The 26286-nt window shown below is 72.7% G+C and carries 22 protein-coding genes; 10 read left to right on the top strand and 12 right to left on the bottom strand.

The annotated features are described in order from the left end of the window. The first annotated feature begins 68 nt into the window (after nt 1-68). On the top strand, nt 69-1787 hold the full coding sequence (locus DI272_RS12820; protein ID WP_258314881.1) for a hypothetical protein: 1719 nt from the start codon (nt 69-71) through the stop codon (nt 1785-1787). On the opposite strand, the gene DI272_RS12825 is transcribed toward DI272_RS12820, so the two are convergent. After that, a complete protein-coding gene (locus tag DI272_RS12825; protein WP_109495498.1) occupies nt 1768-2283 on the bottom strand; it encodes a YceI family protein in 516 nt (171 codons plus the stop codon). The two genes, DI272_RS12820 and DI272_RS12825, sit on opposite strands and share 20 nt — an antisense overlap. 88 nt (nt 2284-2371) lie before the next feature. Here DI272_RS12825 and DI272_RS12830 point away from each other — a divergent pair, with 88 nt between their 5' ends. The 6 genes from DI272_RS12830 to DI272_RS12855 all read left to right on the top strand — a co-directional run bounded on the left by DI272_RS12830 (nt 2372) and on the right by DI272_RS12855 (nt 11043). After that, nucleotides 2372-2863, top strand: a complete 492-nt coding sequence (locus tag DI272_RS12830; RefSeq protein WP_109495499.1) for a MarR family winged helix-turn-helix transcriptional regulator — start codon at nt 2372-2374, stop codon at nt 2861-2863. Nucleotides 2864-2952: 89 nt separating this feature from the next. After that, a complete protein-coding gene (locus tag DI272_RS12835) occupies nt 2953-6024 on the top strand; it encodes an FAD-binding and (Fe-S)-binding domain-containing protein (protein WP_109495500.1) in 3072 nt (1023 codons plus the stop codon). Between the two features lie 128 nt (nt 6025-6152). After that, on the top strand, nt 6153-6590 hold the full coding sequence (locus DI272_RS12840) for a Fur family transcriptional regulator (protein ID WP_109495501.1): 438 nt from the start codon (nt 6153-6155) through the stop codon (nt 6588-6590). 90 nt (nt 6591-6680) lie between these two features. Continuing rightward, nucleotides 6681-8870, top strand: a complete 2190-nt coding sequence (gene katG, locus DI272_RS12845) for a catalase/peroxidase HPI (RefSeq protein ID WP_109495502.1) — start codon at nt 6681-6683, stop codon at nt 8868-8870. Between the two features lie 109 nt (nt 8871-8979). After that, nucleotides 8980-9435, top strand: a complete 456-nt coding sequence (locus DI272_RS12850; protein WP_109495503.1) for a MarR family winged helix-turn-helix transcriptional regulator — start codon at nt 8980-8982, stop codon at nt 9433-9435. A gap of 33 nt (nt 9436-9468) precedes the next feature. Further along, entirely contained in the window at nt 9469-11043 is a 1575-nt protein-coding gene (locus DI272_RS12855) for an MFS transporter (RefSeq protein ID WP_109495504.1), read from the top strand. On the opposite strand, the gene DI272_RS12860 is transcribed toward DI272_RS12855, so the two are convergent. From DI272_RS12860 to DI272_RS12875, 4 genes are all read right to left on the bottom strand, one after another. After that, nucleotides 11040-11999: a D-2-hydroxyacid dehydrogenase family protein gene (locus DI272_RS12860; RefSeq protein ID WP_181387175.1), complete on the bottom strand. Its 960-nt coding sequence runs from the start codon at nt 11997-11999 to the stop codon at nt 11040-11042. The two genes, DI272_RS12855 and DI272_RS12860, sit on opposite strands and share 4 nt — an antisense overlap. A 105-nt stretch (nt 12000-12104) precedes the next feature. Further along, nucleotides 12105-12635 (bottom strand): TerD family protein, encoded by a 531-nt coding sequence (locus DI272_RS12865; RefSeq protein ID WP_109495506.1) that lies wholly within the window; start codon nt 12633-12635, stop codon nt 12105-12107. Between the two features lie 134 nt (nt 12636-12769). Further along, the gene (locus DI272_RS12870; RefSeq protein ID WP_109495507.1) at nt 12770-13513 is read right to left on the bottom strand and encodes a flavodoxin family protein; all 744 of its coding nucleotides are present in this window, start codon (nt 13511-13513) and stop codon (nt 12770-12772) included. A gap of 135 nt (nt 13514-13648) precedes the next feature. Then, nucleotides 13649-14359 carry a metalloregulator ArsR/SmtB family transcription factor gene (locus DI272_RS12875; protein WP_109495508.1) on the bottom strand — a complete coding sequence of 237 codons (711 nt, stop codon included), beginning with the start codon at nt 14357-14359 and terminating at the stop codon, nt 13649-13651. 112 nt (nt 14360-14471) lie between these two features. On the opposite strand from DI272_RS12875, the gene DI272_RS12880 reads away from it, so the two are divergent. Further along, nucleotides 14472-15923, top strand: a complete 1452-nt coding sequence (locus DI272_RS12880; RefSeq protein ID WP_109495509.1) for a rhodanese-like domain-containing protein — start codon at nt 14472-14474, stop codon at nt 15921-15923. Then, on the top strand, nt 15920-17314 hold the full coding sequence (locus DI272_RS12885) for an MFS transporter (RefSeq protein ID WP_109495510.1): 1395 nt from the start codon (nt 15920-15922) through the stop codon (nt 17312-17314). Before DI272_RS12880 ends, DI272_RS12885 begins: the two co-directional genes overlap by 4 nt. Before the next feature lie 135 nt (nt 17315-17449). On the opposite strand, the gene DI272_RS12890 is transcribed toward DI272_RS12885, so the two are convergent. The 6 genes from DI272_RS12890 to DI272_RS12910 form a co-directional block, all read right to left on the bottom strand. After that, nucleotides 17450-17734 carry a hypothetical protein gene (locus DI272_RS12890; RefSeq protein ID WP_258314882.1) on the bottom strand — a complete coding sequence of 95 codons (285 nt, stop codon included), beginning with the start codon at nt 17732-17734 and terminating at the stop codon, nt 17450-17452. 241 nt (nt 17735-17975) lie between these two features. Then, nucleotides 17976-20003: an ATP-dependent zinc metalloprotease FtsH gene (gene ftsH, locus DI272_RS12895; RefSeq protein ID WP_109495512.1), complete on the bottom strand. Its 2028-nt coding sequence runs from the start codon at nt 20001-20003 to the stop codon at nt 17976-17978. Nucleotides 20004-20031: 28 nt separating this feature from the next. Beyond that, on the bottom strand, nt 20032-20229 hold the full coding sequence (locus DI272_RS44480) for a YHS domain-containing protein (RefSeq protein WP_181387176.1): 198 nt from the start codon (nt 20227-20229) through the stop codon (nt 20032-20034). A 444-nt stretch (nt 20230-20673) separates the two neighbouring features. Next, nucleotides 20674-21756 carry a YbhN family protein gene (locus tag DI272_RS12905; protein ID WP_109495514.1) on the bottom strand — a complete coding sequence of 361 codons (1083 nt, stop codon included), beginning with the start codon at nt 21754-21756 and terminating at the stop codon, nt 20674-20676. Between the two features lie 6 nt (nt 21757-21762). After that, nucleotides 21763-21891 (bottom strand): hypothetical protein, encoded by a 129-nt coding sequence (locus DI272_RS45255; RefSeq protein ID WP_258314540.1) that lies wholly within the window; start codon nt 21889-21891, stop codon nt 21763-21765. Between the two features lie 46 nt (nt 21892-21937). Then, nucleotides 21938-22930, bottom strand: coding sequence for a CapA family protein (locus DI272_RS12910; protein WP_109495515.1), 993 nt, complete (start codon nt 22928-22930; stop codon nt 21938-21940). Between the two features lie 969 nt (nt 22931-23899). On the opposite strand from DI272_RS12910, the gene DI272_RS12915 reads away from it, so the two are divergent. Next, nucleotides 23900-24763, top strand: coding sequence for a universal stress protein (locus DI272_RS12915; RefSeq protein ID WP_146238325.1), 864 nt, complete (start codon nt 23900-23902; stop codon nt 24761-24763). Between the two features lie 191 nt (nt 24764-24954). On the opposite strand, the gene DI272_RS12920 is transcribed toward DI272_RS12915, so the two are convergent. Beyond that, nucleotides 24955-26283, bottom strand: a complete 1329-nt coding sequence (locus DI272_RS12920; protein ID WP_109495517.1) for a class I SAM-dependent RNA methyltransferase — start codon at nt 26281-26283, stop codon at nt 24955-24957. Between the last annotated feature and the right edge of the window lie 3 nt (nt 26284-26286).

The raw sequence follows: 26286 nt of genomic DNA on the forward strand, positions 1-26286 counted from the left end.
CTCTTCACCTCCGGCGCCGCCCCGCTCACCGCACCCGGTTACGTTCTCGTGCCGTGCACTTGGCAGACATGAAGCCGGTGACCACTGGCCGGCGGACGCAGTCGGCGGTGTCCGCCGCCCAGGAACAGGCCTCCTCGGAAGCCCCCGCGCAATGGCACCGCGTCCTGACGGTGCTGGCCGACATCAGCCTGTTCGTCAACACGCGCGCGGTCTGGACCCAGGCGGCCTCGCACCGGGTGGCGGTGGCCGCGGTCATCTCGGTCTGTTACGCCTCGATCCTGGCGTGCGGAGTCCTGGCCCTGACGGTGCGCAGCCGGCGCTCGCTGGTCCGCCTGGACCTGCTGATCCTGCTGACGGCCGTGACGCTGACGCTGTGCGCCTGGACCTTGCTCCACCAGGGCAGCGACGAGGCCCGGCTGACCACCCAGGCCGCGAAGGAACTGGCCGCCGGACACCCCGTCTACGGCCGGCCCTGGCCCTGGCTGTTCGACCGGACCGTGGCCCTCACCCCCACCGTCACCGGCACCTACGACCTCACCTACGGCTACCCCCCGCTCGCCCCGCTCCTGACCGCGCCCCTCCTCGGGCTGGGCCACGGTGCCGCCCCGGCGACGGCGGTGAGCACGGGCGCGCTGATCGTCGGCGCGGTGCTGCTGTGGCGGATGCTGCCGCCGCCCTGGCGACCGGCGGCGACCATGGTCTGCCTGGGCTTCGGCATCCTGCCGCAGTACGCCCGGCTCGGTTACCCGGCGATCCTGGGCCTGGCCCTGCTGGTCCCGGTGGTCGTGGCCTGGCCGCGGATCGGCCGGGGCGGTCGCCTGGGCGTGTCCGGCGTGGCCCGGGCCGGCTGCCTCGGCGCGGCCTGCGCGGCGCAGCAACTCCCCTGGTTCCTCGTCCCGTTCCTGCTGGCCGGCCTCTACGCCGTACGCCGCGGCGAACTGGGCGCCCGCCCCGCGGCCCTGCTCCTGCTGCGCCTGACCGGGGTCGCGGCCACCGTCTGGCTGCTGATCAACACGTACTTCGTCGTGAGCGAGCCGAGGGCGTGGCTGGACGGCATCGCCCTTCCGCTCACCCAGGGGGCGGTGCTGCACGGCCAGGGTCTGGTGGACGTGTCCCTGTACCTCACGAACGGCAGCGACCGTCTCGACTGGTACTCGCACGCGAGCCTGCTGCTGGCGGCGGGCCTGTTCGCGCTGTTCGTGCTCTTCGTACGACGGCTCGGCCCCGCGGCGACGGTGCTGCCCTGGTGCGCCTTCTTCCTGGCGACGCGCTCGCAGGACGGCTACTACCTGATGATGACGCCACTGTGGCTGGCCTCGGCGGTCACGGCACCGGCGGCGGAGTTCGCGGGGGCGTGGCAGCCGCGCCTCGGCACCCACCGGACCCGGATCGCCCTGGCGGCACTGGCCCTGACGCCGGCCCTGCTGGCGGCCACCCTCGCGGCGACCGGCGAACCACCCCTCCGCATGGCGGTCACGGGTCTGCACCGCTCCCGCCCGGTCGCCGCGTCCCGGCTGGCCGTCACGGTCACGAACACGTCCGGCACCGGGCTCACACCGCACTTCATGCTCACCGCGGGCCAGGGCATGAGCCGGTACTGGCGGATCGTGCGCGGCCCGAAGACCCTCCCGGCCCACACCTCGGCGAGCTACGAACTCGGGCCGCCCGCCGAGTCGTACGGCGGCCGGTACGTCATCCCCCGCGGCGGCGCGCACCTGCGGCTGCGCGCCTTCACGGCCGAACCGCAGACCCTGTCGACCGTGTACGTCAGGCTGCCGTCCGCGTGAAGCGGAGGGTGGCGGTGACCGTGGTGAGGCCGCGGATCATGCCCAGCTGGTTCCAGCCCATGCCGAAGTTCTCCCTGTCCACCGAGAACTCGGCGTCCAGGGTGAGCGCGTCGGCGTCCGCGCCGACGAGCCGGGCGGTGAAGGACTGGGGGCGGCTGATGCCGCGCACGGTCAGCTGACCTATGACGTGCACCTGGTCGCCGTCGCGCAGTTCGGCGCTGCGCACCGCGAAGGTGATCTCGGGGTGGTGGTCGGTGTCGAAGAAGTCGGCGGACCGCAGGTGCGTGTCCCGCTTGGCGTTCTTGGTGTCCAGGGAGGCCGCGTCCAGCGTCAGGGTGCCCACGGCCGACCCGTCGGCCCGCACCTCGCCCTGACCGCGCACGGCCCCGAAGGTGCCCTTCACGGTCACCAGGTTCCACATGGTCCGGTGCTTGATCCCCACGGTCGAGGCGGCGGTGTCGAGCTGCCAGGTCCCGGTTTCCACGGCGACGGTCATGGCCGTTCATCTCCTTGTAGTCCAAATTTGGATGACGGCGCCACCGTAGCCGGTTATCCAAAATTGAACAACAGCTAGACTGGAGCCCATGGCCGACCACTCCGCATGCCCCTCCGCCGCAGGTGACGGGCTCCTCCCCGTGGAACTGCACGCCTGGATGCTGATGCTGGCGGCGACCGGGGCCGTCGAGCAGGAGCTGCGGTCCGTGGTCAAGGAGCGGCTGGACGTCTCCCACGACGAGTTCCTGATCCTGTGCCTGCTGGCCGGACACCCCGGTGAGGCGCTGCGCATGACCCGGATCGCCGAGCTGCTGGGCCGCCCGAAGACCCGCCTCACCTATCAGATCGCCTGCCTCCAGCACGCGGGCCTGGTGACCCGCCAGTCGGTCTGCGGCGACAAGCGAGGCGTCGAGGTGGCCCTGACCGAGAAGGCCCGGGGCCTGCTCAAGGAGGCCTCCGGCACCCTGGCGCAGACGGTCAAGGAGGGCCTGTCGCGCTTCATGGGCCCGGCTCAGTGCGAGGCGATGCGGGCGTTGATGCCGGACGTGACACCACACGAGCCCCGCACGCCGGAGGCGTAGGGAGACCTCGATGCCGGCACAAACGGCACAGGCCCACCAGGCCCCCCTCTCCGCAGGCGACCGACCCGAAATCGGGGTACCCGGCGTGCATGTCGAGCCTGGAATCAGCCCTGCGCCACCGTGTAGACGGCGAGGTCCGCTTCGATGCCGGATCGCGGGCCGCCTACTCCACCGACGCCTCCAACTTCCGCCAGACCCCGATCGGCGTGGTCGTCCCGCGCACCCCCGAGGCTGCCGCCGAAGCCGTGGCGGTCGCCCGCGAGTACGACGCCCCCGTGCTCTCCCGCGGCGGCGGCACGAGCCTTGCCGGGCAGTGCACCAACACGGCGGTGGTGATCGACTGGTCGAAGTACTGCGGTCGCCTGGAGTCCGTGGACCCCGCCGCCCGTACCTGTGTCGTCCAGCCCGGCATCGTCCTGGACGACCTCAACCGCCAACTGGCCCCCACCGGCCTGCGCTTCGGCCCGGAGCCGGCCACCCACGCCAACTGCACGATCGGCGGCATGATCGGCAACAACTCCTGCGGCGCCACCGCGCAGGCGTACGGCAAAGTCGTGGACAACATCGTCCGCCTCGAAGTGCTCCTCTACGACGGCACCCGCTTCTGGTGCGGCAGGACGAGCGACGACGAGTACGCGGCCATCGAACGCCAGGGCGACCTGCGCGCCACCCTCTACCGCCGGCTGCGCACCCTCCGCGACACCCACGCCGACGAGATCCGCCGCCGCTACCCGGACATCCCCCGCCGCGTCTCCGGCTACAACCTCGACTCGCTGCTCCCCGAGCACGGTTTCGACGTCGCCGGTCTGCTCGTCGGCAGCGAGTCGACGCTCGTGACCGTGCTGCGCGCCGAGCTGAAGCTGGTGCCGGTGGTGAAGGCCAAGACACTGGTCGTGCTGGGGTTCCCGGACATCGACAGGGCCGCGGACGCCGTACCGGCGATCCTGCCGTACGAGCCGATCGCCCTGGAGGGGGTCGACTCACGTCTGGTCCGGGACGAGCGGATCAAGCAGCTCAATCCGAAGGCGCGCGCCCAGCTCCCTGAGGGAGACGCCTATCTGATGGTGCAGTTCGGCGGGGACACCGTCGAGGAGTCCGACGAGCACGCGCACCGGATGCTGGGCGGGCTGCACGAGTCGGAGCACGACCCGACGGTGGCCTTCCTCGACGACCCCTCCCACGAGGACGAGTTGTGGCAGGTCCGCGAGGCGGGGCTCGGTGCCACCGCGCACATCCCGGGCCATCCCGACACCTTCGAGGGCTGGGAGGACTCGGCGGTCCCGCCCGAGCGGCTCGGCGGCTATCTGCGCCGACTGCGGGAGCTGTACGAGGAGTTCGGGTATCTGAGCGACACGGGGCCGAGTCTCTACGGCCATTTCGGGCAGGGGTGCGTGCACACCCGCATCCCCTTCGACCTGTACTCGGCGGACGGGGTGGCCGCGTACCGGCGGTTCATGGAGCGGGCCGCCGATCTGGTGGCCGAGTTCGGCGGTTCGTTCTCCGGTGAGCACGGGGACGGGCAGAGCCGGGGCGAGTTGCTGCCGCGGATGTTCGGGGAGCAACTGGTCACCGCCTTCAACCTCGTGAAGGCCGCCTTCGACCCGCTCGACCGGATGAACCCCGGGAAGGTCGTGGCCCCGTACCGCCTCGACGAGAACCTTCGTCTCGGCGGCGACTGGGCCCCGTTCGACCCCCGGGACCTGCACTTCCGTTTCCCGGAGGACGGCGGCTCGTTCGCCGAGGCGGCCAACCGCTGCGTCGGCGTGGGCAAGTGCCGGCAACTGACCAGCGAGGGCTCGGTGATGTGCCCGTCGTACCAGGTCACGCGGGAGGAGGAGCATTCGACGCGGGGCCGGGCCCGGCTGCTGTTCGAGATGCTCGACGGGCATGGTGACAGCGCGATCCAGGAGGGCTGGCGTTCGCAGGCGGTGCATGACGCGCTCGACCTGTGTCTGGCCTGCAAGGGGTGCAAGCGGGACTGCCCGGCCGATGTCGACATGGCGACGTACAAGGCGGAGTTCCTGTCGCACCACTACGAGGGCCGCTGGTGGCGCAGGCCGCGGGCCCATCTGTCGATGGGCTGGCTGCCGCTCCTCGCGCAGACGGTGGGCCGCGCCCGGCTGGGCCCGGCCGTGAACGCGCTCACCCACACACCGCCCCTGTCGCGGGCGGCCGTCGCGGCGGCGGGTGTCGAGGACAGGGAGATACCGCTGTTCGCCGGGGAGACGCTCCAGCAGTGGTTCGCGCGTCATGAGCGCCACGGCGACGGGGCGCGCGGCAGCGTCCTGCTGTGGCCGGACACCTTCACCAACCACTTCCACCCGCACGTCGGCCGGGCCGCCGTGGCCCTGCTCGAACACGCGGGCTGGCGCGTGGAGTTGCCGGCCGAACCGCTGTGCTGCGGGCTGACCTGGATCTCGACGGGGCAACTGGGCGTCGCCGAGCGGGTGCTGGGCCGCACCGTGCGGCGGCTGGCGGAGCATGTGCGGGACGGCGGGCTGGTGGTCGGCCTCGAACCGAGCTGCGCGGCGGTGTTCCGCTCGGACGCGGGTGACCTGTTCCCCGGCGACCGGGACGTGCGGCGGCTGCGCGCGCAGACGGTGACGCTCGCGGAGCTCCTGACCGAGCACTCCCCCGGCTACGCGCCCCCGCAGGTCCCGGAGCGTTCCGCGCACGCCCTGGCCCAGGTGCACTGCCACCAGCACGCGGTGCTCGGCTGGGACGCCGACGCCGAGCTGCTGCGCCGGGCCGGCGTCGACGCGGAGCGGCTGGACTCCGGCTGCTGCGGGCTGGCCGGGAACTTCGGTTTCGAGCCGGGGCACCTCGACGTCAGCGAGGCGTGCGCGGAGCGCGTCCTGCTGCCGAGGCTGCGGGACGCCGCGCCGGAGACGGTGGTGCTGGCCGACGGCTTCAGCTGCCGTACCCAGATCGCCGAGTTCGACAGCGGCGGCCATCAGGGGGTGCATCTGGCGGAGCTGCTGGCGGTGGGCCTGCCGGACGGGGACGGCGGTACGCACGGCAGCGCGTACGGCGTGGCCCCCGACGCCCGCCCCGCGCCTCCGGGCCGCCGGGCCCGGCTGCTCGCGCTGGCGGGGAGCGGGGTGGCGGCGGGGGCGGCTGCCGGGGCGGCTCTGGGGGTGGCGCGTTCGCTGCGGCGGTGACGGCGGCGCCCTGCCCACCGGCACATCCCAGTGCCCCCAAGGGTTCTCCTCCGGTCAAGACTCAGGACATCAAACTGGGAGCATTCCTTTTCTTGAACTATTCGTGTTTACGGGGGTAGGTTGTCGGCATGACTTCACCCCAGCCCCCGACTCCCGCCGATGAGCTGCGCGGTGCCGGTCTGCGGGTGACGGCCGCCCGGGTCGCCCTGCTGGAGACCGTCCGCGCCGGGGACCACCTCGGCGTCGAGATGATCGCCGAGGGTGTGCGCGACCGGGTCGGCCACATATCGCTCCAGGCCGTGTACGACGCCCTTCACGCGCTGACCACGGCCGGGCTCGTCCGCCGCATCGAACCGCCGGGCAGCCCGGCCCGGTTCGAGGGTCGCGTCGGCGACAACCACCACCACCTGGTGTGCCGCTCGTGCGGCGTCGTCGTCGACGTCGACTGCGCGGTCGGCCACGCCCCCTGTCTGACCGCAGCGGACGACCGCGGCTTCACGGTCGACGAGGCCGAGGTCATCTACTGGGGCCTGTGCCCCGCCTGCTCGTCCAGCAGCGGTTCCTGAGCGGCGCCACAGCACCACCCGCAGCAGTTCCCGAGCACCACCAGCAGTTCCTGAGCTCCAACGATCCGCCCCGTCCGGAAGGATTCCCCCATGTCTGAGAGCAACGCCGCCGAGGGCAAGTGCCCCGTCGCGCACGACCGCGCCCTGCACCCCACCCAGGGCGGTGGCAACCGCCAGTGGTGGCCGGAGCGGCTCAACCTGAAGATCCTGGCCAAGAACCCCGCCGTGGCGAACCCGCTCGGTGAGGAGTTCGACTACGCGGCGGCGTTCCAGTCCCTGGACCTGGCGGCCGTGAAACAGGACATCGCCGAGGTGCTGACGGACTCCAAGGACTGGTGGCCGGCCGACTTCGGGCACTACGGCCCGTTCATGATCCGGATGGCCTGGCACAGCGCGGGCACCTACCGCATCAGCGACGGCCGCGGCGGCGCCGGCGCCGGCCAGCAGCGCTTCGCGCCGCTGAACAGCTGGCCGGACAACGGCAACCTGGACAAGGCCCGCCGGCTGCTGTGGCCGGTGAAGAAGAAGTACGGCCAGAGCCTGTCCTGGGCCGACCTGATGATCCTCGCCGGCAACGTGGCGCTGGAGTCCATGGGCTTCGAGACCTTCGGCTTCGGCGGCGGCCGTGAGGACGTCTGGGAGTCGGAGGAGGACGTCTACTGGGGTCCCGAGAAGGTCTGGCTCGACGACCAGCGCTACACCGGCGACCGTGAGCTGGAGAGCCCGCTCGGCGCCGTCCAGATGGGCCTGATCTACGTCAACCCCGAGGGCCCCAACGGCAACCCGGACCCGGTCGCCGCGGCCCGCGACATCCGGGAGACCTTCCGCCGGATGGCGATGAACGACGAGGAGACCGTCGCCCTCATCGCCGGTGGCCACACCTTCGGCAAGACCCACGGCGCCGGCCCGGCCGAGAACGTCGGCGCCGACCCCGAGGCCGCCCCGATCGAGGCCCAGGGCCTCGGCTGGAAGAGCACCTACGGCACCGGCAAGGGCGGCGACGCGATCACGTCCGGCCTGGAGGTCACCTGGACCGCCACGCCGACCCAGTGGGGCAACGGGTTCTTCAAGAACCTCTTCGAGTACGAGTACGAGCTCACGACCAGCCCGGCCGGCGCCCACCAGTGGGTCGCCAAGAACGCCGAGGCGATCATCCCCGACGCGCACGACCCGTCGAAGAAGAAGCTCCCGACGATGCTCACCACCGACCTGTCGCTGCGCTTCGACCCGGTCTACGAGCAGATCTCGCGCCGCTTCTACGAGAACCCCGACCAGTTCGCGGACGCCTTCGCCCGCGCCTGGTACAAGCTGACCCACCGCGACATGGGCCCGAAGTCGCTGTACCTCGGCCCCGAGGTCCCGGCCGAGACCCTGCTGTGGCAGGACCCGCTGCCGGAGGCCGAGGGCGAGGCCATCGACGCCGCCGACGTCGCGGCGCTCAAGGCCAAGCTGCTGGAGTCGGGCCTGTCGGTCTCGCAGCTGGTGTCCACCGCGTGGGCGTCGGCCTCGACGTACCGCAACAGCGACAAGCGCGGCGGTGCCAACGGTGCCCGTATCCGCCTCCAGCCGCAGGCGGGCTGGGAGGTCAACGAGCCCGACGAGCTGGCTCAGGTGCTGCGCGTCCTGGAGGGCGTCCAGGCCGGGTTCAACACCGGCGCCAAGAAGGTCTCCCTCGCCGACCTGATCGTCCTCGGCGGTGCCGCCGGTGTCGAGAAGGCCGCCAAGGACGCCGGGTACGACATCGAGGTGCCCTTCACGCCGGGCCGCGTGGACGCCACGGAGGAGCACACCGACGCGGAGTCCTTCGCCGCGCTGGAGCCCACCGCCGACGGCTTCCGCAACTACCTCGGCAAGGGCAACCGCCTGCCGGCCGAGTACCTGCTGCTCGACAAGGCCAACCTGCTGGGCCTGAGCGCCCCCGAGCTGACCGTCCTCGTCGGCGGGCTGCGCGTCCTGGGCGCCAACTACCAGAACACCGCGCACGGCGTCCTCACGAAGACCCCGGGCAAGCTGACGAACGACTTCTTCGTCAACCTGCTCGACCTGGGCCAGACCTGGACCGCCGTCTCCGAGGACCAGACGGTCTTCGAGTCCCGCGACGACGCCACCGGCGAGGTCAAGTGGACCGGCACCCGTGCCGACCTGGTCTTCGGCTCGAACTCCGAGCTGCGGGCGCTGGCCGAGGTGTACGCGAGCGACGACGCGAAGGAGAAGTTCGTCAAGGACTTCGTCGCGGCGTGGGTCAAGGTCTCGAACGCGGACCGCTTCGACCTGGTCTGATCGCCTGATCCGCTGATGCGGGGCGGCCCGAACGGGTCGCCCCGCACGCATGTCCGGACGAGGATTACCTATGTTGACATAGGTATCTGAGCATACCTATCCTTGCGTCATGCGCCAGGACATCGACCACGTGGCCGCAGGCCTCGCGGCATGCCTGCCCGCCCTGCACCGGGCCCTGGAACGCCGGATCGACCAGGACTTCCCGCACCCCAAGCCGCCCGAGACCCAGCTCGCCCTGCTGCGCCAGGTCGCGGCCCACGAGGGCGTGACCGTGCGCGAGGCGGCGGACGCCCTGCTGATGAAGCCGAACAACGTCAGCGCGCTCGTCACCCAGATGACGGAGCAGGGGCTGCTGGAGCGCCGACAGGACCCCGCCGACAAGCGGGTCGCGCATCTGCACCTCACCCCGACCTCCCGGCAACGTCTCGCCGAGGTCGACCAGCTGAAGGGTGCCCACCTCGCGCGGGCCCTGCGTGCCCTCACCGACGGCGAACTGGACGCCCTCGGCTCCGCGTTGGGCGCGCTCGAGTCGCTCAGCGGACGTCTGCACACCGACGCCCGCTGAACACTCACCCCCTCACGAAGGACAGGCACAGCCATGCCCTCCGCCACCCTGACCACTCCCGCGCACACCGGCACACCGGCACCCGGTGGTCCGCGAGCCAACCCCTGGCTGACCCTCATGGCCGTCGCCTTCGGCCTCTTCATGGTCGGCCTGGACGGCTCGGTCGTCTCGATCGCCAACCCGGAGATCGGCCGGGACCTCAACGCCTCCACCGCCGACCTCCAGTGGGTGACCAACTCCTACCTGCTGGCCCTGGCCGCCGCCCTGATCCTGGGCGGCAAGCTCGGCGACCGCTTCGGCCGCCGCACCTTCTACCTGATCGGAGTCGCGGGCTTCACCGCCGCGTCCGTCGCCATCGGCCTGTCCGGCTCGATCACCGGCGTGATCGTCTTCCGCGCCTTCCAGGGCTTCTTCGGCGCCCTGCTGATGCCGAACACCCTGGGCATGCTGCGCGCGGTGTTCCCGCCGAGGAAGTTCGGCATGGCGGTCGGCATCTGGGCGATGGTCTCGTCGGTGTCGACGGCCCTCGGCCCCATCGTCGGCGGCCTGCTGGTGCAGCACGTCGACTGGGAGTCGGTCTTCTACATCAACGCGCCCATCGGTGTCGTGGCGATCGTCTTCAGCGCGCTGGTCCTGCCGCAGAGCCGCAACACCGCCGCCGCGGACGAGAAGTTCGACATCGCCGGGGTCGTCCTGCTCGCGCTGGGCCTGCTGTCCGTCGTCTTCGGTGTCGTCAAGGGCGAGACGTGGGGCTGGACTTCGGGCGGCACCCTCGGTGCGATCGCGGCGGGCCTGCTGATCCTGGTGCTCTTCGGCTGGTACGAGACCCGGGTGGCGTCCCCGCTCCTGCCGATGCGGCTGTTCCGCAACCCGGCGCTGACGATCGGCACGGTCATCACCGCGCTGAACTTCTTCGTCCTGCTCGGCGTGATCTTCTTCGTCATGCTGTACCTCCAGAACGTGCGCGGCTTCTCCCCCGTCGAGGCCGGTGTCCGCACCCTGCCGCTGAGCCTGGCCTCGGTCGTGGCGTCCCCGCTGGGCGCGGCGCTGACGGACCGCTTCGGCCCGCGTCTGACGATGCCGCTGGGCATGGGGCTCCAGGCGGTCGCCTGCTTCACGATGCTGAGCTGGAGCGCGGACTCCTCGTACACCACCATGTGGCCGCCGTTCATCGCGCTCGGTCTGGGCGTCGGCATGGTGATGGCGTCCTCCTCCGACGCGATCGTCGGGAACGCGCCGGTGGCGGACGGCGGCGTGGCGGGCGGTCTTCAGGCGACCGCGCTGCAGATCGGCGGCGCGCTCGGTACGTCCGTGCTGGTCTCCCTCATCACCAGCCGCGTCGGCGCCACGCTCACCGACGAGCTGACCTCCGCCGGCGTCCCCGCCCAGGCGGCGAGCGGACTGGCCGAGGCGAAGGACGCGGTGGCCATGGGTGCCGCCCCCGTCTCCGGGGAGATGCCGGCCGCTCTGAAGCCGGCGGTCGTCGAAGGCAGCCACGCGGCCTTCATGAACGGCGTGCACACCTCGGTACTGGTCGCGGGCACGCTGTGCGTGCTGGGCGCGGTGGTGGCGGCGGTGGGCGTACGCCGTGCGCCGGGCCGGCCCTAGGTCAACCGCCGTACGGGACTGCCGTCGAGGTAGGCGGCGATGTCCTCGACCGCTTCCCGGTAGTACGTGCGGTAGTTGTGCTCGGTGACATAGCCGAGGTGCGGGGTGGCCAGCACGTTCGGCAGGGTGCGCAGGGGGTCGTCGGCGGGCAGCGGCTCGGTGTCGAAGACGTCGAGGCCGGCACCGGCGATCCAGCCCTCGCGCAGGGCGCGCAGCAGGGCGGTCCGGTCGACGATCGCGGCGCGGGAGGTGTTGACCAGGAAGGCGTGCGGGCGCATGGCCCGCAGTTCCGGCTCGCCGAGCAGGCCGCGGGTGCGGTCGGACAGCACGAGGTGGACCGAGACGAAGTCGCTGCGGCGCAGCAAGTCCTCCTTGCTGTCGGCGAGTCGGACCCCCTCCGCCGCCGCCCGCTCGGCGGTGAGGTGCTGACTCCACGCCAGCACCTCCATGCCGAAAGCGGTGGCCACGCGGGCGACGCGGGTGCCGATCTTGCCGAGTCCGAGCAGGCCCAGGGTGCGGCCGTGCAGGTCCTGTCCGACGGTGGACTGCCACGGCCCGCGCTCGCGCACCGCCCGGCTCTCGACGGTGACGTGCCGGGCGAGGCCGAGCAGGAGCGCCCAGGTCAGTTCGACGGGCGGGGTCGAACTGCTCGCCGTGCCGCAGACGGTGACACCCTGGGCCTGCGCCGCCGCAAGGTCGATGGAGGCGTTGCGCATACCGGTGGTCACCAGCAGGCGCAGCCGGGGCAGGCGGCTCAGCAGATCGGCGTCGAAGGGGGTGCGCTCCCGCATGGCCACGACGACCTCGCAGTCGGCGAGCTCGGCGACCAGCTTCTCCCGGTCGGCGAGGTGTTCACGGAAGGCGCGCACCTCGACCCTGCCGTCGAGGGCACTCCAGTCCGCCAGGGTCAGGGCGGCACCCTGGAAGTCGTCCAGCACAGCGCAGTTAACGGTCATGCGGGCAATTCTGCCGTCCGCCGATCATCGGTCACCCGTCATCGGTCACCGATCGCCCGCCGCCCAGCACCCAGCAGACCGGGGAAGCTGCTCACTGCCGCATACTCACCGCCGCATGCCGCCCATTTCGGCGGCGAAGAGCACGGGGTCGCTGTCGTACCCCCGGACCATGTCGTGGAACCGCCACGCCCCGGACTCGTCCCTGGTGAACTCCGCGACCGTCGCGGCCGTGGCGTCGGCGACGGCCGCGAAGTCGTCCGCGAGCAGTTGCCGGTAGCCCTCGACGACCACCACGCCGGCGTTGGCGATCTCGCCGAAGGTGCGGGGCCCGCTGTCCTGGTGGATGCCCACCCCGACCACCACCCGCCCGTAGGCGGACGACAGCCGGTCGAACTCCAGCACCATCGCCTCGACGAACCCGAAGCCCATGCCGGTCTCGCTGTGCCGGGTCATGTTGATCGTGCCGTCCGGGGACCGGCTGTCGTAGTGCACGACATACACCGGCCGGCCGTGGGGATCGTCCACCGAGTAGGTCGCGGCGATGATGTCGAGGTGCCGCGGCGGCTCCCCGTACGGGCTCGGATCCCAGCGAAGCTTCACCTCGATCTTGCCCAGCCCGTCCCCCGCACCACTCACCCTGCCGCTCCTCTCCAGCCGTGGCGGGACGCCCCCGCACTGTGAAGTATGCGTCCTGGCCAGCACTTTGATGCCTTGTTGACGGTTCCACGGTTCGGTCAAGATTTCCCGGTCCCCGAGGCCGGCCCGACGCCTCAGCGGTGTTCGGGGTTCTCCGCCCCCGGCCGGCAGCCCGCGTCCCACTGGGAACGCTGGTTGCCGTACGCGGGGACGCCGCCGGACCGCTTCAGCAGCGCGGCGAGGTGCATGAGGTTCCAGGTCATGAAGGAGGTGTTGCGGTTGGTGAAGTCGTTCTCCGGGCCGCCCGAACCGGCGTCGAGGTACGAGGGTCCGGGGCCGGCCGGGCCGATCCAGCCGGCGTCGGCCTGGGGCGGGATCGTGTAGCCGAGGTGCTGGAGGCTGTAGAGGACGTTCATCGCGCAGTGCTTCACGCCGTCCTCGTTGCCGGTGATCAGACAGCCGCCGACGCGGCCGTAATAGGCGTACTGCCCCTGCGCGTTGAGGAGCGAGGAGCAGGCGTACAGCCGCTCGATCACCTTCTTCGTCACCGAGCTGTTGTCGCCGAGCCAGATCGGTCCGGCGACGACGAGGATGTCCGCGGCCATCACCCGCTCGTACAGCGCGGGCCACTCGTCGGTGGCGAAGCCGTGTTCGGTCATGTCGGGATAGACGCCGGGGGCGATGTCGTGGTCGACGGCACGGATCTCGGACGTGGTGACCCCGCGCGACATCATGATCTCCGCGCTCTTGTCGATCAGGCCCTGGGTGTGGCTGAGCTGCGGGGACGGTTTGAGGGTGCAGTTGATGTACAGGGCCGTCAGGTCGTCGAAGCGGTACGAGGCGTCGGCGGCGGACGCGGCCGTGGGCGTGTCTGTCATGCGGGCAGCGTCTCGCGTCGGTCCCGGTTTGTCCCGGTCCGGCACGGCCGAAGAACCGCCATGGACGCCCCACCGGGCCGGTCTTTGCCGTTCCGTTACCACCCGGTCCGGTCCGGCGCCGCGGCGGACCGCTGTTCAGGCCAAGTCGCCCACAGCGACTGGCAGTTCGGCGAGCCGCCACTCCAACATCCCGTCGCGCAACCGGATCGCGCGTCGGCCGTGGTCGGTCAGCAGGCGTACGGCGTCGTGGGCGAGCACGCAGTATGCGCCGCGGCAGTAGACCACGACCTCCGTCTCCGCGGGCAACTCGTCGATCCGGTCGGCGAGTTCGGTGACCGGGACGGAGTGCGCGCCGGGGATGTGTCCGGCGAGGTACTCCTCGACCGGCCGGACGTCCAGCACCACCACCTCCCCCGCCGCAGCGCGGGCGCGCAGTTCCTCGCGCCCCATGTCCACGGCGCCGCCCTCTCCGAGGTAGGCGTCGCGGGCGGCGGGGACGGCGGCCTGATGGGCCTCGGCGACCGTGCGCAGCAGCGCGAACAGGCGAGCCACGTCGTCACCGGCGAGCCGGTAGTGGATGCGGACGCCGGCACGGCGGGTGGCGACGAAACCGGCCTGCTTGAGGATCTGCAGATGCGCCGAAGCCGTCGTCAGGTTCAGTCCCGCCGCCTTGGCCAGGGCATCGACCGTGCGCTCGCCCTGGGCCAGCAGGTCCAGCAGCTCCAGGCGTTTTCCACTGGCCAGCGCTTTGCCGCCGGCCGCGAACGCGTCGTACAGGCGCGCCTTGGCATCGGCCTTCTTGTCGGCCTTGGCGTCCCCCGCGTTGCCCGCACCGTTTCCCGCCATGGCTGCCTTCCCGTTTCGCATCGAGACATCCTCCATAAATCCATGGAATATTGTAGATGACATCGCGGTCCATGGCCCCGCACGCCACCGCGTCCGAACCTTGGAGGACCCCATGGGCTTCGCCGAAGACCACCTGACGCCCCTGGTCGACGAAGGTCTGGGCAACAGTGCCTACCTCGTCGACCTCGGCCACGGCGGTGCCCTGGCCGTGGACGCCGGCCGCGATCTGCGCACCCTGCACCGGGCCGCCGCACGGCGCGGTCTGACCGTGGCGTACGCGGCGGACACGCACCTGCACGCCGACTTCCTGTCCGGCGCCGTTCAGCTCGCCCACGACGAGGGCGCGACGGTGCTGGCCTCCGCCGCCGGACGCCGCGCCTTCCCCCACCGTGCGATGGCCGACGGCGACGAAGTCGATCTGGGCGGCCTGACCCTGCGCGCCCTGGCCACTCCCGGCCACACGGACGAGCATCTGTCCTTCCTCCTCCTGGACGGCGCAAGGGAGTTGGGCGTCTTCACCGGCGGCTCGCTGATCGTGGGGTCGGCCGCCCGGACCGACCTGCTCGGCGCCGACCGCGCCGAGGAACTGGCCCGCGCCCAGTACCGCTCGCTGCGCCGCCTGACCGAACTGCCGGACGCGACCCCCGTCTGGCCCACCCATGGCGCGGGCTCCTTCTGCTCGGCCCCGCCCGGCGCCGAACGCACCACCACCATCGGCGCCCAGAAGCGCGCCAACCCGCTGCTCGGCGCACCGGACGAGGACACCTTCGTACGGCAGCTGCTGGGCAGCCTCGGCTCCTACCCCGCGTACTTCGACCGCCTCGCCGAGGTCAACCGGCGCGGCCCGGCCATCCTCGGGGCCGACCCCGGCCTCCCGTCGCTCAGCATCCCGTCGCTCAGCCTGCCGGAGGTCCGCCGGCTGATGGCCGAGGGAGCCCAGTTGGTCGACGTCCGGCCCGTCGCCGACTTCGCCGCGGGACACCTGCCCGGTGCCCTGTCCAACCCGCTGCGCGACCAGTTCGCCACCTGGCTCGGCTGGTTGCTGCCCGACGACGTTCCGCTCGTGTTCGTCACCGGGCCCGGCCAGGATCTGGCCGAGCTCACCTGGCAGGCCCTGAAGATCGGCTACGAACGTCTCGCGGGCCACCTGCCGATGGCGTCCTGGGTCGCCGACGGGGGCGAGCAGCAGCGCGTCGAGCTGATCACCGCGGACCGGATCGCGAAGGAGCACGCCGCGGAGGAGTACGCCGTGAACGAGAGCACCGCGGAGGACCGCATGGCGAAGGCCCGTCCTGCCCTGCGCCGCCCCGTCCTGGACATCCGTCAGGACGCCGAGCGCGCCGCCGGGCACATCCCCGGGGCCGTGGGCATCGAACTCGGCGATCTCGTCGCCCGCACCGCCGACGTACCCGCGGGCGCGATCGTGCACTGCGGCCACGGCGAGCGCGCCATGACCGCCGCCAGCCTCCTCCAGCGCGCCGGGCACAAGGACGTGGCCGTCCTCGCCGGCGGGCCGGCCGACTGGGCCAGGGCCACCGGCCGCCCGCTCGTGGAGGGCGCGTGACCACGACCCCGGCGACGCACGGCACACGGCTCGGACTGCGCGCCAACCTCGCCCAGTTCACCCTGCTCGTCGCCGTCAACGCGCTGGTCGGCGGCATGCTGGGCCAGGAGCGCGTCGTGCTGCCGCTGCTCGCCGACGACGTCTTCCACCTGTCCGCCTACACCGCCTCGCTCACCTACATCGTCGCGTTCGGCGCCACCAAGGCGATCACCAACTTCTTCGCCGGCACCCTCTCCGACCGTTACGGCCGCAAGCCGGTCCTGGTGGCCGGCTGGCTGATCGCGCTGCCCGTGCCCCTGTTGCTGATCTGGGCGCCGACGTGGGGCTGGGTGGTCACCGCGAACGTGCTGCTGGGCGTGAACCAGGGCCTGACCTGGTCCACCACGGTCATCATGAAGATCGACCTGGCCGGTCCGGCCCGCCGCGGCCTGGCGATGGGCTTCAACGAGGCCGCGGGCTATGTCGCCCTGGCGGCCACCGCGATGGCCACCGGCGCGATCGCCTCGCACGCCGGACTGCGCCCGGAGCCGTTCTTCCTCGGCATCGGCTACGCGGCGCTCGGCCTGGGCCTGTCGGTGCTGCTGGTCCGCGAGACCCGCGACCACGCCCGCCTGGAAGCGACGAGCCACCCGGCCCATCCAGCCCATCCAGCCCACCCGGCCCATCCAGCCCCCCAGGCCCACCCAGCCCCCCAGGCCGACGCCGCCGCGAACCACCACGAGGCCCGCCCGCCCCATGCCGCCGCGGTCCACCACGAGGCCCACCCGCCCCATGCCGCCGCGGTCCACCACGAGGCCCTCACCACCCCCCGGATCGCCTGGATCACCAGCGTCCACGACAGGGCCCTGTCCGCCGCCAGCCAGGCCGGCCTGGTCAACAACCTCAACGACGCCCTCGCCTGGGGCGTCTTCCCGCTCCTCTTCGCCGCCCACGGCCTGTCCGTCGCCCGCATCGGAGTCCTCGGCGCCCTCTACCCGGCGGTCTGGGGCCTCGGCCAACTGCTCACCGGCTGGTGGTCCGACCGCGTCGGCCGCAAGCACCTGATCACCGCGGGGATGCTGGTGCAGGCGGCGGCCATCGCCCTGGTCGCCCTCGGTACGACCTTCCCGGTCTGGGCGACGGCCCAGATCCTCCTCGGCGCCGGCACCGCCCTGGTTTATCCGACCCTCCTCGCGGTGATCGGCGACGTGGCCCACCCCGCCTGGCGGGCCCGCGCGGTCGGCGTCTACCGCCTGTGGCGCGACGGCGGCTTCGCGGTCGGCGCCCTGCTGGCGGGGGTCCTGGCCGACGCCTACGGCATGACCACGGCCGTCTGGGCCGTCGCCGCCCTCACCGCCGTATCCGGCCTGGTGGTGGCGGCCCGCATGTACGAAACCCACCCTCGCCGCTGAAGCCCGGTATGCCGTTTCCAGCCCCTATGTGGGCCACGGGATCTGGTCGGCCGTCCCACCTGCCCTGCGGCGACTGGAAGGTCGGCGTCGGCCGCACCGAGGGGCACCCGTCTCGCCCCGATGCCGAACGCGCGGTCAGCGCCCCGGGATCACACCCTCGTCGGCCAGCAGTTCCTGCATCTCGCGCACATGGCGTCGGCTCGTGCCCTCGTCGGGCAGCATCACGTCCTGCGGGGTGGGGGCGTCGTCCGGCAACGGGGTGCCCAGATCGCGCACCGCGTCCAGCAGCGCCCGGAGTCCGACCACGCACTCCTCGTCGTTCCCGGACGCGGCCGCCGACCGCAGCGCGGCATCCAGCTCGCCCAGCCTGCCCACGTGGACGTCGTCGACCTCGTACTGCCCCTCGCCGAGAATACGCATGATCACGACGCTGCCTCCTCCTCCGGACGCCGGCCGCCCGCCGGCTCAAGGTGACTCGCGAAAGTGCCTCAGCCCCCAGGTTCCTCCGCCGCCACCGACTCCGCAGGGGTCCCATGGGCCTTCGCCAGGGCCCGAACGTCCTGGGTTCCCGGCCCGGCGGGGTGCCCCGGCCCCCGCACACGGCCCCAGCACGCAGCAGCGTTCGAGAACCGCCCACCGTTCCTTGCGGATACGGGGCTCGTCAGGGTTCGGACGGCGGGGGCGTCCCCTTCCGTCCGGGGCCGGGTGTGGCGGGCACGTGGTCGGTCCGGTGTGCGGCGGGCTTCTTGGTGACGGCGACGCGGCGCGGCGCGATGGTGTCGCCGACGGGAGGTGCGAGCGGGGGCTCGGCGTCCAGGAGCCCGTAGACCACGGCGGCGTCCACGGTCTCGTGCCTGAGCAGCAGCCGGGCCAGTTCTTCCAGCTGTGTGCGGTGCCGCGTGAGCAGGTCGGTGGCCTGGTGTTCGGCCTCGCGCAGCAGGCGGGCGACCTCGCCGTCGACAGCGGCCTGGGTGGCCTCCGCGAACGGACGGCTGGACATGGCGGTCCCGCCCGCGCCCAGAAAGACCGAGCCGCCCTGCGGGTAGCCGACCGGTCCGAGCGCGGGCGACAGGCCGAACTCACGGACCATCTTGGTCGCCAGCTCGGTGGCTGACGCGAGATCGTTGGCCGCGCCCGTGGAACCCTGGCCGAGGACGACCAGTTCGGCGGCGCGTCCGCCGAGCCGTACGGCCAGGCTCTGGGTCAGATAGTCCTCGCCGTACAAGTGCCGCTCGACCAGAGGAAGTTGCTCGGTGGCGCCGAGGGCCTGTCCGGCGGGCAGGATGGTGACCTTGGCCACCGGGTCCGCGCTCGGGGACAGCGCGGCGACCAGGGCGTGCCCGGCCTCGTGGACGGCGACGGCCTCCTTCTCCGCGGGCAGCAGCACGTTCGAGCCCTCGCGACGGCCGAGCAGAATCCGGTCCCGGGCCGTGTCGAAGTCGCTGTCCGTCAGCTCCTCCCGGTCCTCCCGTACGGCGACGATGGCGGCCTCGTTCGCCAGGTTGGCCAGGTCCGCGCCGGAGAAGCCGGGCGTGCCGCGCGCCACCTTCTCCAGGTCGACGTCCTCGCGCAGGCGCTTGTCCTGGCAGTGCACGGCCAGGATCGCGGCACGTTCGGTCAGGGTGGGCAGCGGGATGGTGACCTGCCGGTCGAAGCGGCCGGGGCGCAGCAGAGCCGGGTCCAGGACCTCGGGCCGGTTGGTGGCGGCCAGCACGACGATGCCCTCGGCGGCCTCGAACCCGTCCATCTCGGCGAGGAGTTGGTTGAGTGTCTGCTCGCGTTCGTCGTTGGAGACGACCGCCCCCGCCGCCCCGCGGCGACCGCCGAGCGCGTCGATCTCGTCGACGAACACGATGACCGGCGCTCGCTTGCGGGCCTCGGCGAACAGGTCGCGCACCCGGGCGGCGCCGACGCCGACGAACATCTCCACGAAGCTGGAACCGACCACCGACAGGAACGGCACCTCGGCCTCGCCGGCGACCGCGCGGGCCAGCAGCGTCTTGCCGGTCCCGGGCGGGCCGACCATCAGCACGCCGCGCGGGGCCATCGCCCCGGCCCGGCGGTACCGTTCGGGCCGCCGCAGGAAGTCGACCACCTCGGCGATCTCGGACTTGGCGCCCTCGTATCCGGCCACGTCGGCGAAGGTGGTCTCGGGCCGTTCCGCGTCGAACACCTTGACCCGGGACTTGCCGACCCCGCCCAGGGCGCCCGTCATCTGCGCGGCCCCGCTCTTCGACAGGCGCCGCCAGAACCAGACGATCAGGACGATCGGCCCCAGCAACACGATCCAGGACAGGATCTGGGAGCCGGTGGACGGCGAGGTGGACGGCTGGGACGCCGTGATCTCCACGTGCCTGGTCTCCAGTCGGCCGAGCAGCTGGTCGCCGGCGAGCTGGACGGGGACGACGGTGGTGAAGGGGCGTCCACTGGTGAGCGTGCCGTTCGCCTTCCCGTCGGCCTCGATGGTGACGGACTTGACCTTCCCGGCGTCGACATCGGCGAGGAACGTCGAGTACGTCAGGCTCACCTTCTGCGTCCCGGTGGGCTGGATGCCGGGCACCACCGCCCACAGGCCGACGGCGAGCAGGACGGCCAGGGGCCACAGCCAGTGCCGCCAGGCCGGCGGGGGCGGTGGCGCGGTGGGGGCAGGCCGGTTCCCGGTGGGCGGCGGCTGGGCCTGCTTGGTCATGGCGTCCTCCGTGCGTGCTCGGGCGGGCTCACCCGGTCGAGGCGGTGTAGCGGACCGGGTCGGCGTCGAACGCGGAAGCACAGCGGGCCGAGCAGAAGTGGTAGAGCGTCCCGCCTGTTTCGCGGCGGTCGGCTGTGCCGTACTTGCTGATCCGCAGGCCGCACACCGGGTCCGTGACCGTCTCGGCACTTCCGTGCCGGTGGTGGTTGTGGCGGCGGATGCTCACGTCGGCCTCCGGTGTCGGGATACAGCCGCCCCATGCGACTGCCGCACGGTCGTCCCGCGCCGTGGCCCGCTGTCCCACCCCGCAGCGGGGCGGTCGCGGCAGGGCGAAGCGCCGGCGACGCCCGGGCCCCGCCTCCAGGGCCTGAGCGGCGGGTCACACCTTCACTGTCCTGGCCGCACGCTCCCCACCACAGGGGCCCACCGTCCCGCGCACGAGGGCTACCCGGCCCATGCGTGACGCCGCCGCCCGGGCACTGCGACCGCAGGGTCGATGCTGGCGTGGCCGACCGCCGACCGCCGACCAGCGACGGGCGACCGGCGATCAGCGACCAGCGACCAGCCGAGCGTGAACGGCGACCAGCGACCAGCCGAGCGTGAACGGCGACCAGCGACCAGCCGAGCGTGAACGGTGTCAGAAGCCCCGCCTCCGCGCCCTTTCCGCACTTCACCTCCTGGCAGGGCGAGCGGGCCGCGGCGTCGGGGGGTGGGGCGGGTGTGCCTGGAGGGTGACGGCCAGCCAGCTCGCCCAGCCGACCGGCTGCGGGGCCCAGAAGCTGATCGCCCGGTACAGGAGCGTCGCGGCGATCGCGGAAGCCGACGGCAGGCCGTACAGCACGAGGAGCGCGGACAGGCTCGTCTCCACGACGCCGAGGCTGCCGGGGGTCAGCCGCAGACTGCCGGGGATCTGGGTGAGGACGTAGACGAGCAACAGGCCGTGCCAGGGCACGCCGACGTCCAGCGCCCACAGGGCGGCGGCCAGGCAGGTGATGTCGGGGGTCCAGTTCAGCAACGCGTAGGTGAAGGGACGCAGCCACGGCCGGAGGCCGGGCTGCAGGCTGCGGGCCTGCTCGATCAGGCGCGCCAGCGCCCGCTGCCCGCGCCGGATGCGACGCGAGCGCAGCCCGGCGCGCGCCCATGCCCGCCGCACCGCGGTGCGGAAGCGGGCGAAGCGGGACACCCCGAACACCGTCAGGGCGATCGCCAGGACCGCCAGCAGGCCGCCGAGGGGAAGCAGTACGGTGCGCAGCCCCGCCGGCCCCGCGGCGACCGCGCCGGCCACGAACACGGCGGACAGACTCAGCGCCGACAGCGCACCGGCCATGACGAGCACCGCGGCAGCGAGGACCGGCTCCACTGCACGCCGCCGCAGCTGACGGTAGAACCAGGCCGCCGAGAAGGCCGCTCCGCCGGGCAGCGCGCCGGACACCGAGTTGGCGGCCACCACGACCGCCGTGGTGCGCCGCAGACTCCAGCGCACCCCGCCCGCCGCGAGCAGCCACCGGTACACGCCGGCGAAGCACACGAACGACAGCGCCTCGCATCCCACGGCCACCGCCACCGGCAGCAGGTGCACCTCGGCGATGCGGTGGTACGCCTGCGCCAGCTCCCGCCGCCGCGGGACGGCGACCAGGACCACGGCCGCCGCGAGGAGCGCGGCCCCCAGCCACCACAGCGTCCCCGGTGGCGGGGGACCACCCGTCTCCCACCCGGCGCGGCGCACCGCCCCGGTCTGCGACCGCCCGGACATCAGCCCTCACCCTCGGGCAGTACGGGGACGGCCGACCCGGTGGGCGGGGTCGAGGGGCGGCAGCGAGTGGCGGTCCACTGGTACCGCGCCGGTCCCGGCCGCGCGCGACGGGTCCGCGAGGTGGTTGCTCTCCACGGCCGCCTCCTTCGCGGGACCGGCCGGCTCGGCGCCCCCGACGGGGTCACCTCGCGCGGGCCAGGGAGCGCGGCCGGTCGGCGGTCAGCCGGTCACCCTCGTCGGTGATGACGGTGCCCATCTCGGCGCAGGCGCGGATCAGCCGGTCGGCGATCCAGGCGTATTCCGCCCGGTCGGCGAGGCGGGTGTGGCAGTAGTCCAGGGCGATCGGGACCGCCTCGGTGCGCAGGGGGCCCCGCTCGTCCAGGGTGACCAGCCACAGCAGGCCCAGGTCGTTGCGGAGGGCCGGGTGGACGGCGTAGTCGTCGATGAAGTCGCCCAGGTCGTACAGGACGCGGCGGGTGAACCCGTGGAAGACGTGCGCGGAGTGCCCCACGACCAGGGTGGCCCCGGCGGCCGTCAGGGCGGGGGCGGCGCGGCGGACGTGCGGGACGGGGCGGGCGGTCATGTTGGGACCCCAGTGGACGCTGACCAGGACGATGTCCGTCGTGCGGGCCAGCCTGCCGATCGCGTCGGTGAGCCAGGCGGGGACGCTCTCGTTCCACAGGTCGGCGTACGCCACCCCGGGCCTGCTGTCCGTGGCCGCGAACTCGGCGGGGTGATCGGTGACCGCGATGATCCCGACGCGCAGTCCGCCGGCCTCCAGGACCAGCGGCCTGCGCGCCTCCGCTGCCGTCGCCCCGGCCCCGACCGCGCGGATGCCCGCGCGGGCCAGATGGACCCGGGTGTCCAGATACCCGCCGGGACCGTGATCGAAGGCGTGGTTGTTGGCCACGGACACCGCGTCCACACCGAGGTCGGCCAGCACGCGGGCGGCGCGGGAGGGTGCGCGGAAGAAGAACGCCTTGCCCGGCAGGTCGACGGGTGGTGTGTCGCGGTCGGAGATGCAGCATTCGAGGTTGAGCAGGAAGAGGTCCGAGGCGCCGACGGCCTTCTGCACGGCGTGGCTGAACAGGGGGCGCGGACTCCGGTGCGCCAGCACTTCCCCGACCCCACGGCCCAGCATGGCATCCCCTGCCAGAGCGATCGTGACGGCCATGGCCTCTCGCCTCCACACACTCGGCCCGGCTGCGGCCCCGGGCAACAGGACCTGATCCGCCTCCGCGCCCGTTAACCGGGCGCGTACGAGGTCCGAGGGCCCCGGACGCCATCCCTCCCTTCCGAGTGTCGCCCTCCGAGGCGACGGCCCGGAGGGCCGAAGAGACCGCGCCAAGGGGCGGTCGCCCCCGGCGACGCCGTCCGCTACGGCTCCGTCCACTGCGACCGCGGTCGGGTCGAGCCCAGTCCAGTCCAGTCCGCTCCGGTCGGGCCCGGTCCGTCAGCGATCTCCGGCACCGGCGGCACCGGCGGCACCGGCGGCACCGGGACACCACGCCCCGGGTCCGGCAGCACCGTCCGAATACCCCCTACTTGCATCGTGTGCCTCTCCCGGCCCGCTGTCGTGGGCCGAACGTCCCTGTCCACGCCGGCGACGAGCCGAGGCGCCCCCGCACGGCTGCGCGGCCGAAGGATGCCCTGTCCGCACGGGCCGTTCGGACGGCGCCCTGGGCCCATCGGCACCTGGCGGTCCGCACCGGCCCGGAGTCGAGTGGAGGCGAGCAGACCTGAGAGCAGGAGCAGCTGGGAGGACGTCATGAACTGGCCGACCGCAGCCGTCGTCATCGCTGTCGTCTTCGCCATCGCGGCGATCGTCAGCGCCTTCCTCGCACGCCCGAAGCAGTAGCGGAAGCGAGGCACCTCACGCGCAGCCCGGCCGCCACTGCGCCTCTCCTGTCCGTGCGCACCGGCCAGGGGCCCAGCACCCCCTTGTCCGGCGCCCGGCGTCCCGGCCAATCCCCGTGCGCCAAGAGGCCGTTCGGCCCAGCTACGGGAACCGAGCGGCACTCCCTTCCCGCGCATTGCTGACACCAGAGTGGAAGCCCCTGCACCCCCGCCCGGCTCCCGCCCGGCTCCCTTCCGGCTCACGTCCGGAACTCCATCCGTCCTGCCCGATCGGAGGCGCGTGATCATGCCCCGCCCTGTCGCCGTCGGCATCGACGGCAGCGCCGCGAGTCTCGCTGCCGCCGCCTGGGCCGCCCGAGAAGCCGAACTCCGCGGCACGTCCCTGCACTTGGTCGCCGCCTGGCCTCCACCGAACGGCCGCGCCCCCGAGCCCCCGGAAGCGATCGCGCGCCGCCACTGGGCCGCCCGCTCCCTCGACCTGGCCCGCGACCGCCTGCGCGGCCGGCACCCCCGCCTCGACATCCGCGCCCGCCTGCTGGGCCTGGCGCCCCGTGAGGCGCTCCTGACCGCCGGACTCACCGCGGACCTGCTGGTGCTCGGCTCCTGTGGTCTGGGCGGCACATCCGCCCACCACCTCGGCTCCACCGGGGCGGAGACCGCCGCACAGGCCGACTTCCCCCTCGCCCTCGTCCGCACCACACCCCACCCGGCGCACCCGCCGGCCGGACCGGTCCTGCTCGCCCTCGACACCCAACGCGTCCGGGACGACGTCATCGCCGTCGCCTTCGAGGAGGCGGCCCTGCGTGAGGTACCGCTGCGCGCCCTGTACGCCTGGATGCCGGCCCGCCCGGTACGCACCTACCCGGTCATGCCGGGGCCGTACGGCCACTCACCCCACGCCCGCCGCGCCGAGCAGTGGCTCACCGAGGCCCTGCTGCCCTGGCGGCAGAAGTTCCCGGACATACGGGTGGAGGAGGTCTGTCTGGAGGACGTCCCCGCCGGCGCCGTGACCGCCGCCGCGCACCACGCCGTGCTCGCCGTACTCGGCCACCGGATCCGGACCGCTGCCGACGGGGCTCGCCTCGGCGCCGTCGCCCGTGCCGCCGTACACCAGGCGGCCTGCCCGGTGCTCCTCGTCCCCCACACGTGAACAGGCCGCCGTCACCGACAAAAACTCCGGCACGGCCAGCGACCGGCGATGCACATGGCGATGGTCCGTCCCCGAAGATCCGGCAGGACCTGACGCCACGCGGACCCGGCATCGGCCGAGCCGAGCGGCAGAAGACCCGCCCTGAACCGCACCACGGACGCCGGAGTCAGGCCCCCGCCCGAACGCGCAACTCAGGAACCCTTGACCACCGGCTCCAGAATCGCCACGCACTCCACATGATGAGTCATCGGAAACAGATCGAACACCCGGAGCGTCCGCACCCGGTACCCCCCCTCCCGGAAGTACCCCAGATCCCGAGCCAGCGCGGCCGGATCGCACGCCACGTACGCGATCCGGCGTGCCCCCAGCCCGGCGAGGTGGGCCACGGTCTTGCGGCCGGCGCCCGCTCGCGGCGGGTCCAGGACGATGAGGTCGACCTCGGTGATCCCGGTCCGCGGCAGGACCGACTCCACCTTGCCCTGCTCGATCCGTACGCGCTCGAACTCGGCGAGGTTGTGCCGGGCGTCCTCGACGGCCCGCTTGCCGGACTCGATGCCGAGGACCGCGCCCTTCTCGCCGAGGCGGTCGGCGAGGGCGCCCGCGAACAGGCCCACCCCGCAGTACAGGTCCAGCACCATCTCGCCCTTGCGTGGCAGCAGGCCCTGCATGACCGCCTTCACCAGCGTGTCGGCCGCCATCGGGTGGACCTGCCAGAAGCCGCCGCTGCCCACCCGGTGGGTGCGGCCGTCGGCGCGCTCACGGACGAACGCGCGGCCGTGCACGCGATGAATGCCGCCGTCCTTCTCGTCGACCCGCATCACGGAGACCGGCTTGTCGAGCTCGACGAGCGGGAGGCGGGCGCCCGGCCGGGGTTCCAGGATGACCATGCGGTCCTGCGAACCCGTCGCCGCGATCGCCTCCACCGACGCCATCCCGGACCAGTCACGCGCCTCGATGCCCAGCTCGCTCACGCCCGGCGCCGCGATCATGCAGTGGTCGATCACCTCGACCTCGTGCGAGCGGTGGCGGCGGAGTCCGGCGTTGCCGTCGGCGTCCACCGCGTACTGCACGCGCGTCCGCCACGCCGGCACCTCGCCCGCCGGCAGCTTGTCGCCCTCGGCCGGCATCACGGTGCCGTCCCAGCCGGCCTCCTCCGGCGTGAGCCCGGCGAGCCGCTTCAGCTGCTCGGCGACGACCTCGCCCTTCAGGCGCCGCTGGGCACCGGGCTTGGCGTGCTGCCAGTCGCAGCCGCCGCAGCGGCCCGGGCCGGCGAAGGGGCAGGGCGCCTCGATGCGGTCCTTGGACGCCTCCAGCACCGACACCGCGTCCGCCCGCAGGAAGCGCGCCCCCTCCTCACCCTCGGTCACCCGCGCCACGACCCGCTCGCCGGGCAGCGCGTGCCGGACGAAGAGGACCTGTCCGTCGGCCGTGCGGGCGATGCAGTGACCGCCGTGGGCCACGGGGCCGACCTCGACCTCGAAGTCCATCCCCACCAGCGATTTCTTCGGTTCTGCCTGCATGGC

It is taken from the genome of Streptomyces sp. Act143 (assembly GCF_003143935.1).
Lineage (GTDB): Bacteria > Actinomycetota > Actinomycetes > Streptomycetales > Streptomycetaceae > Streptomyces.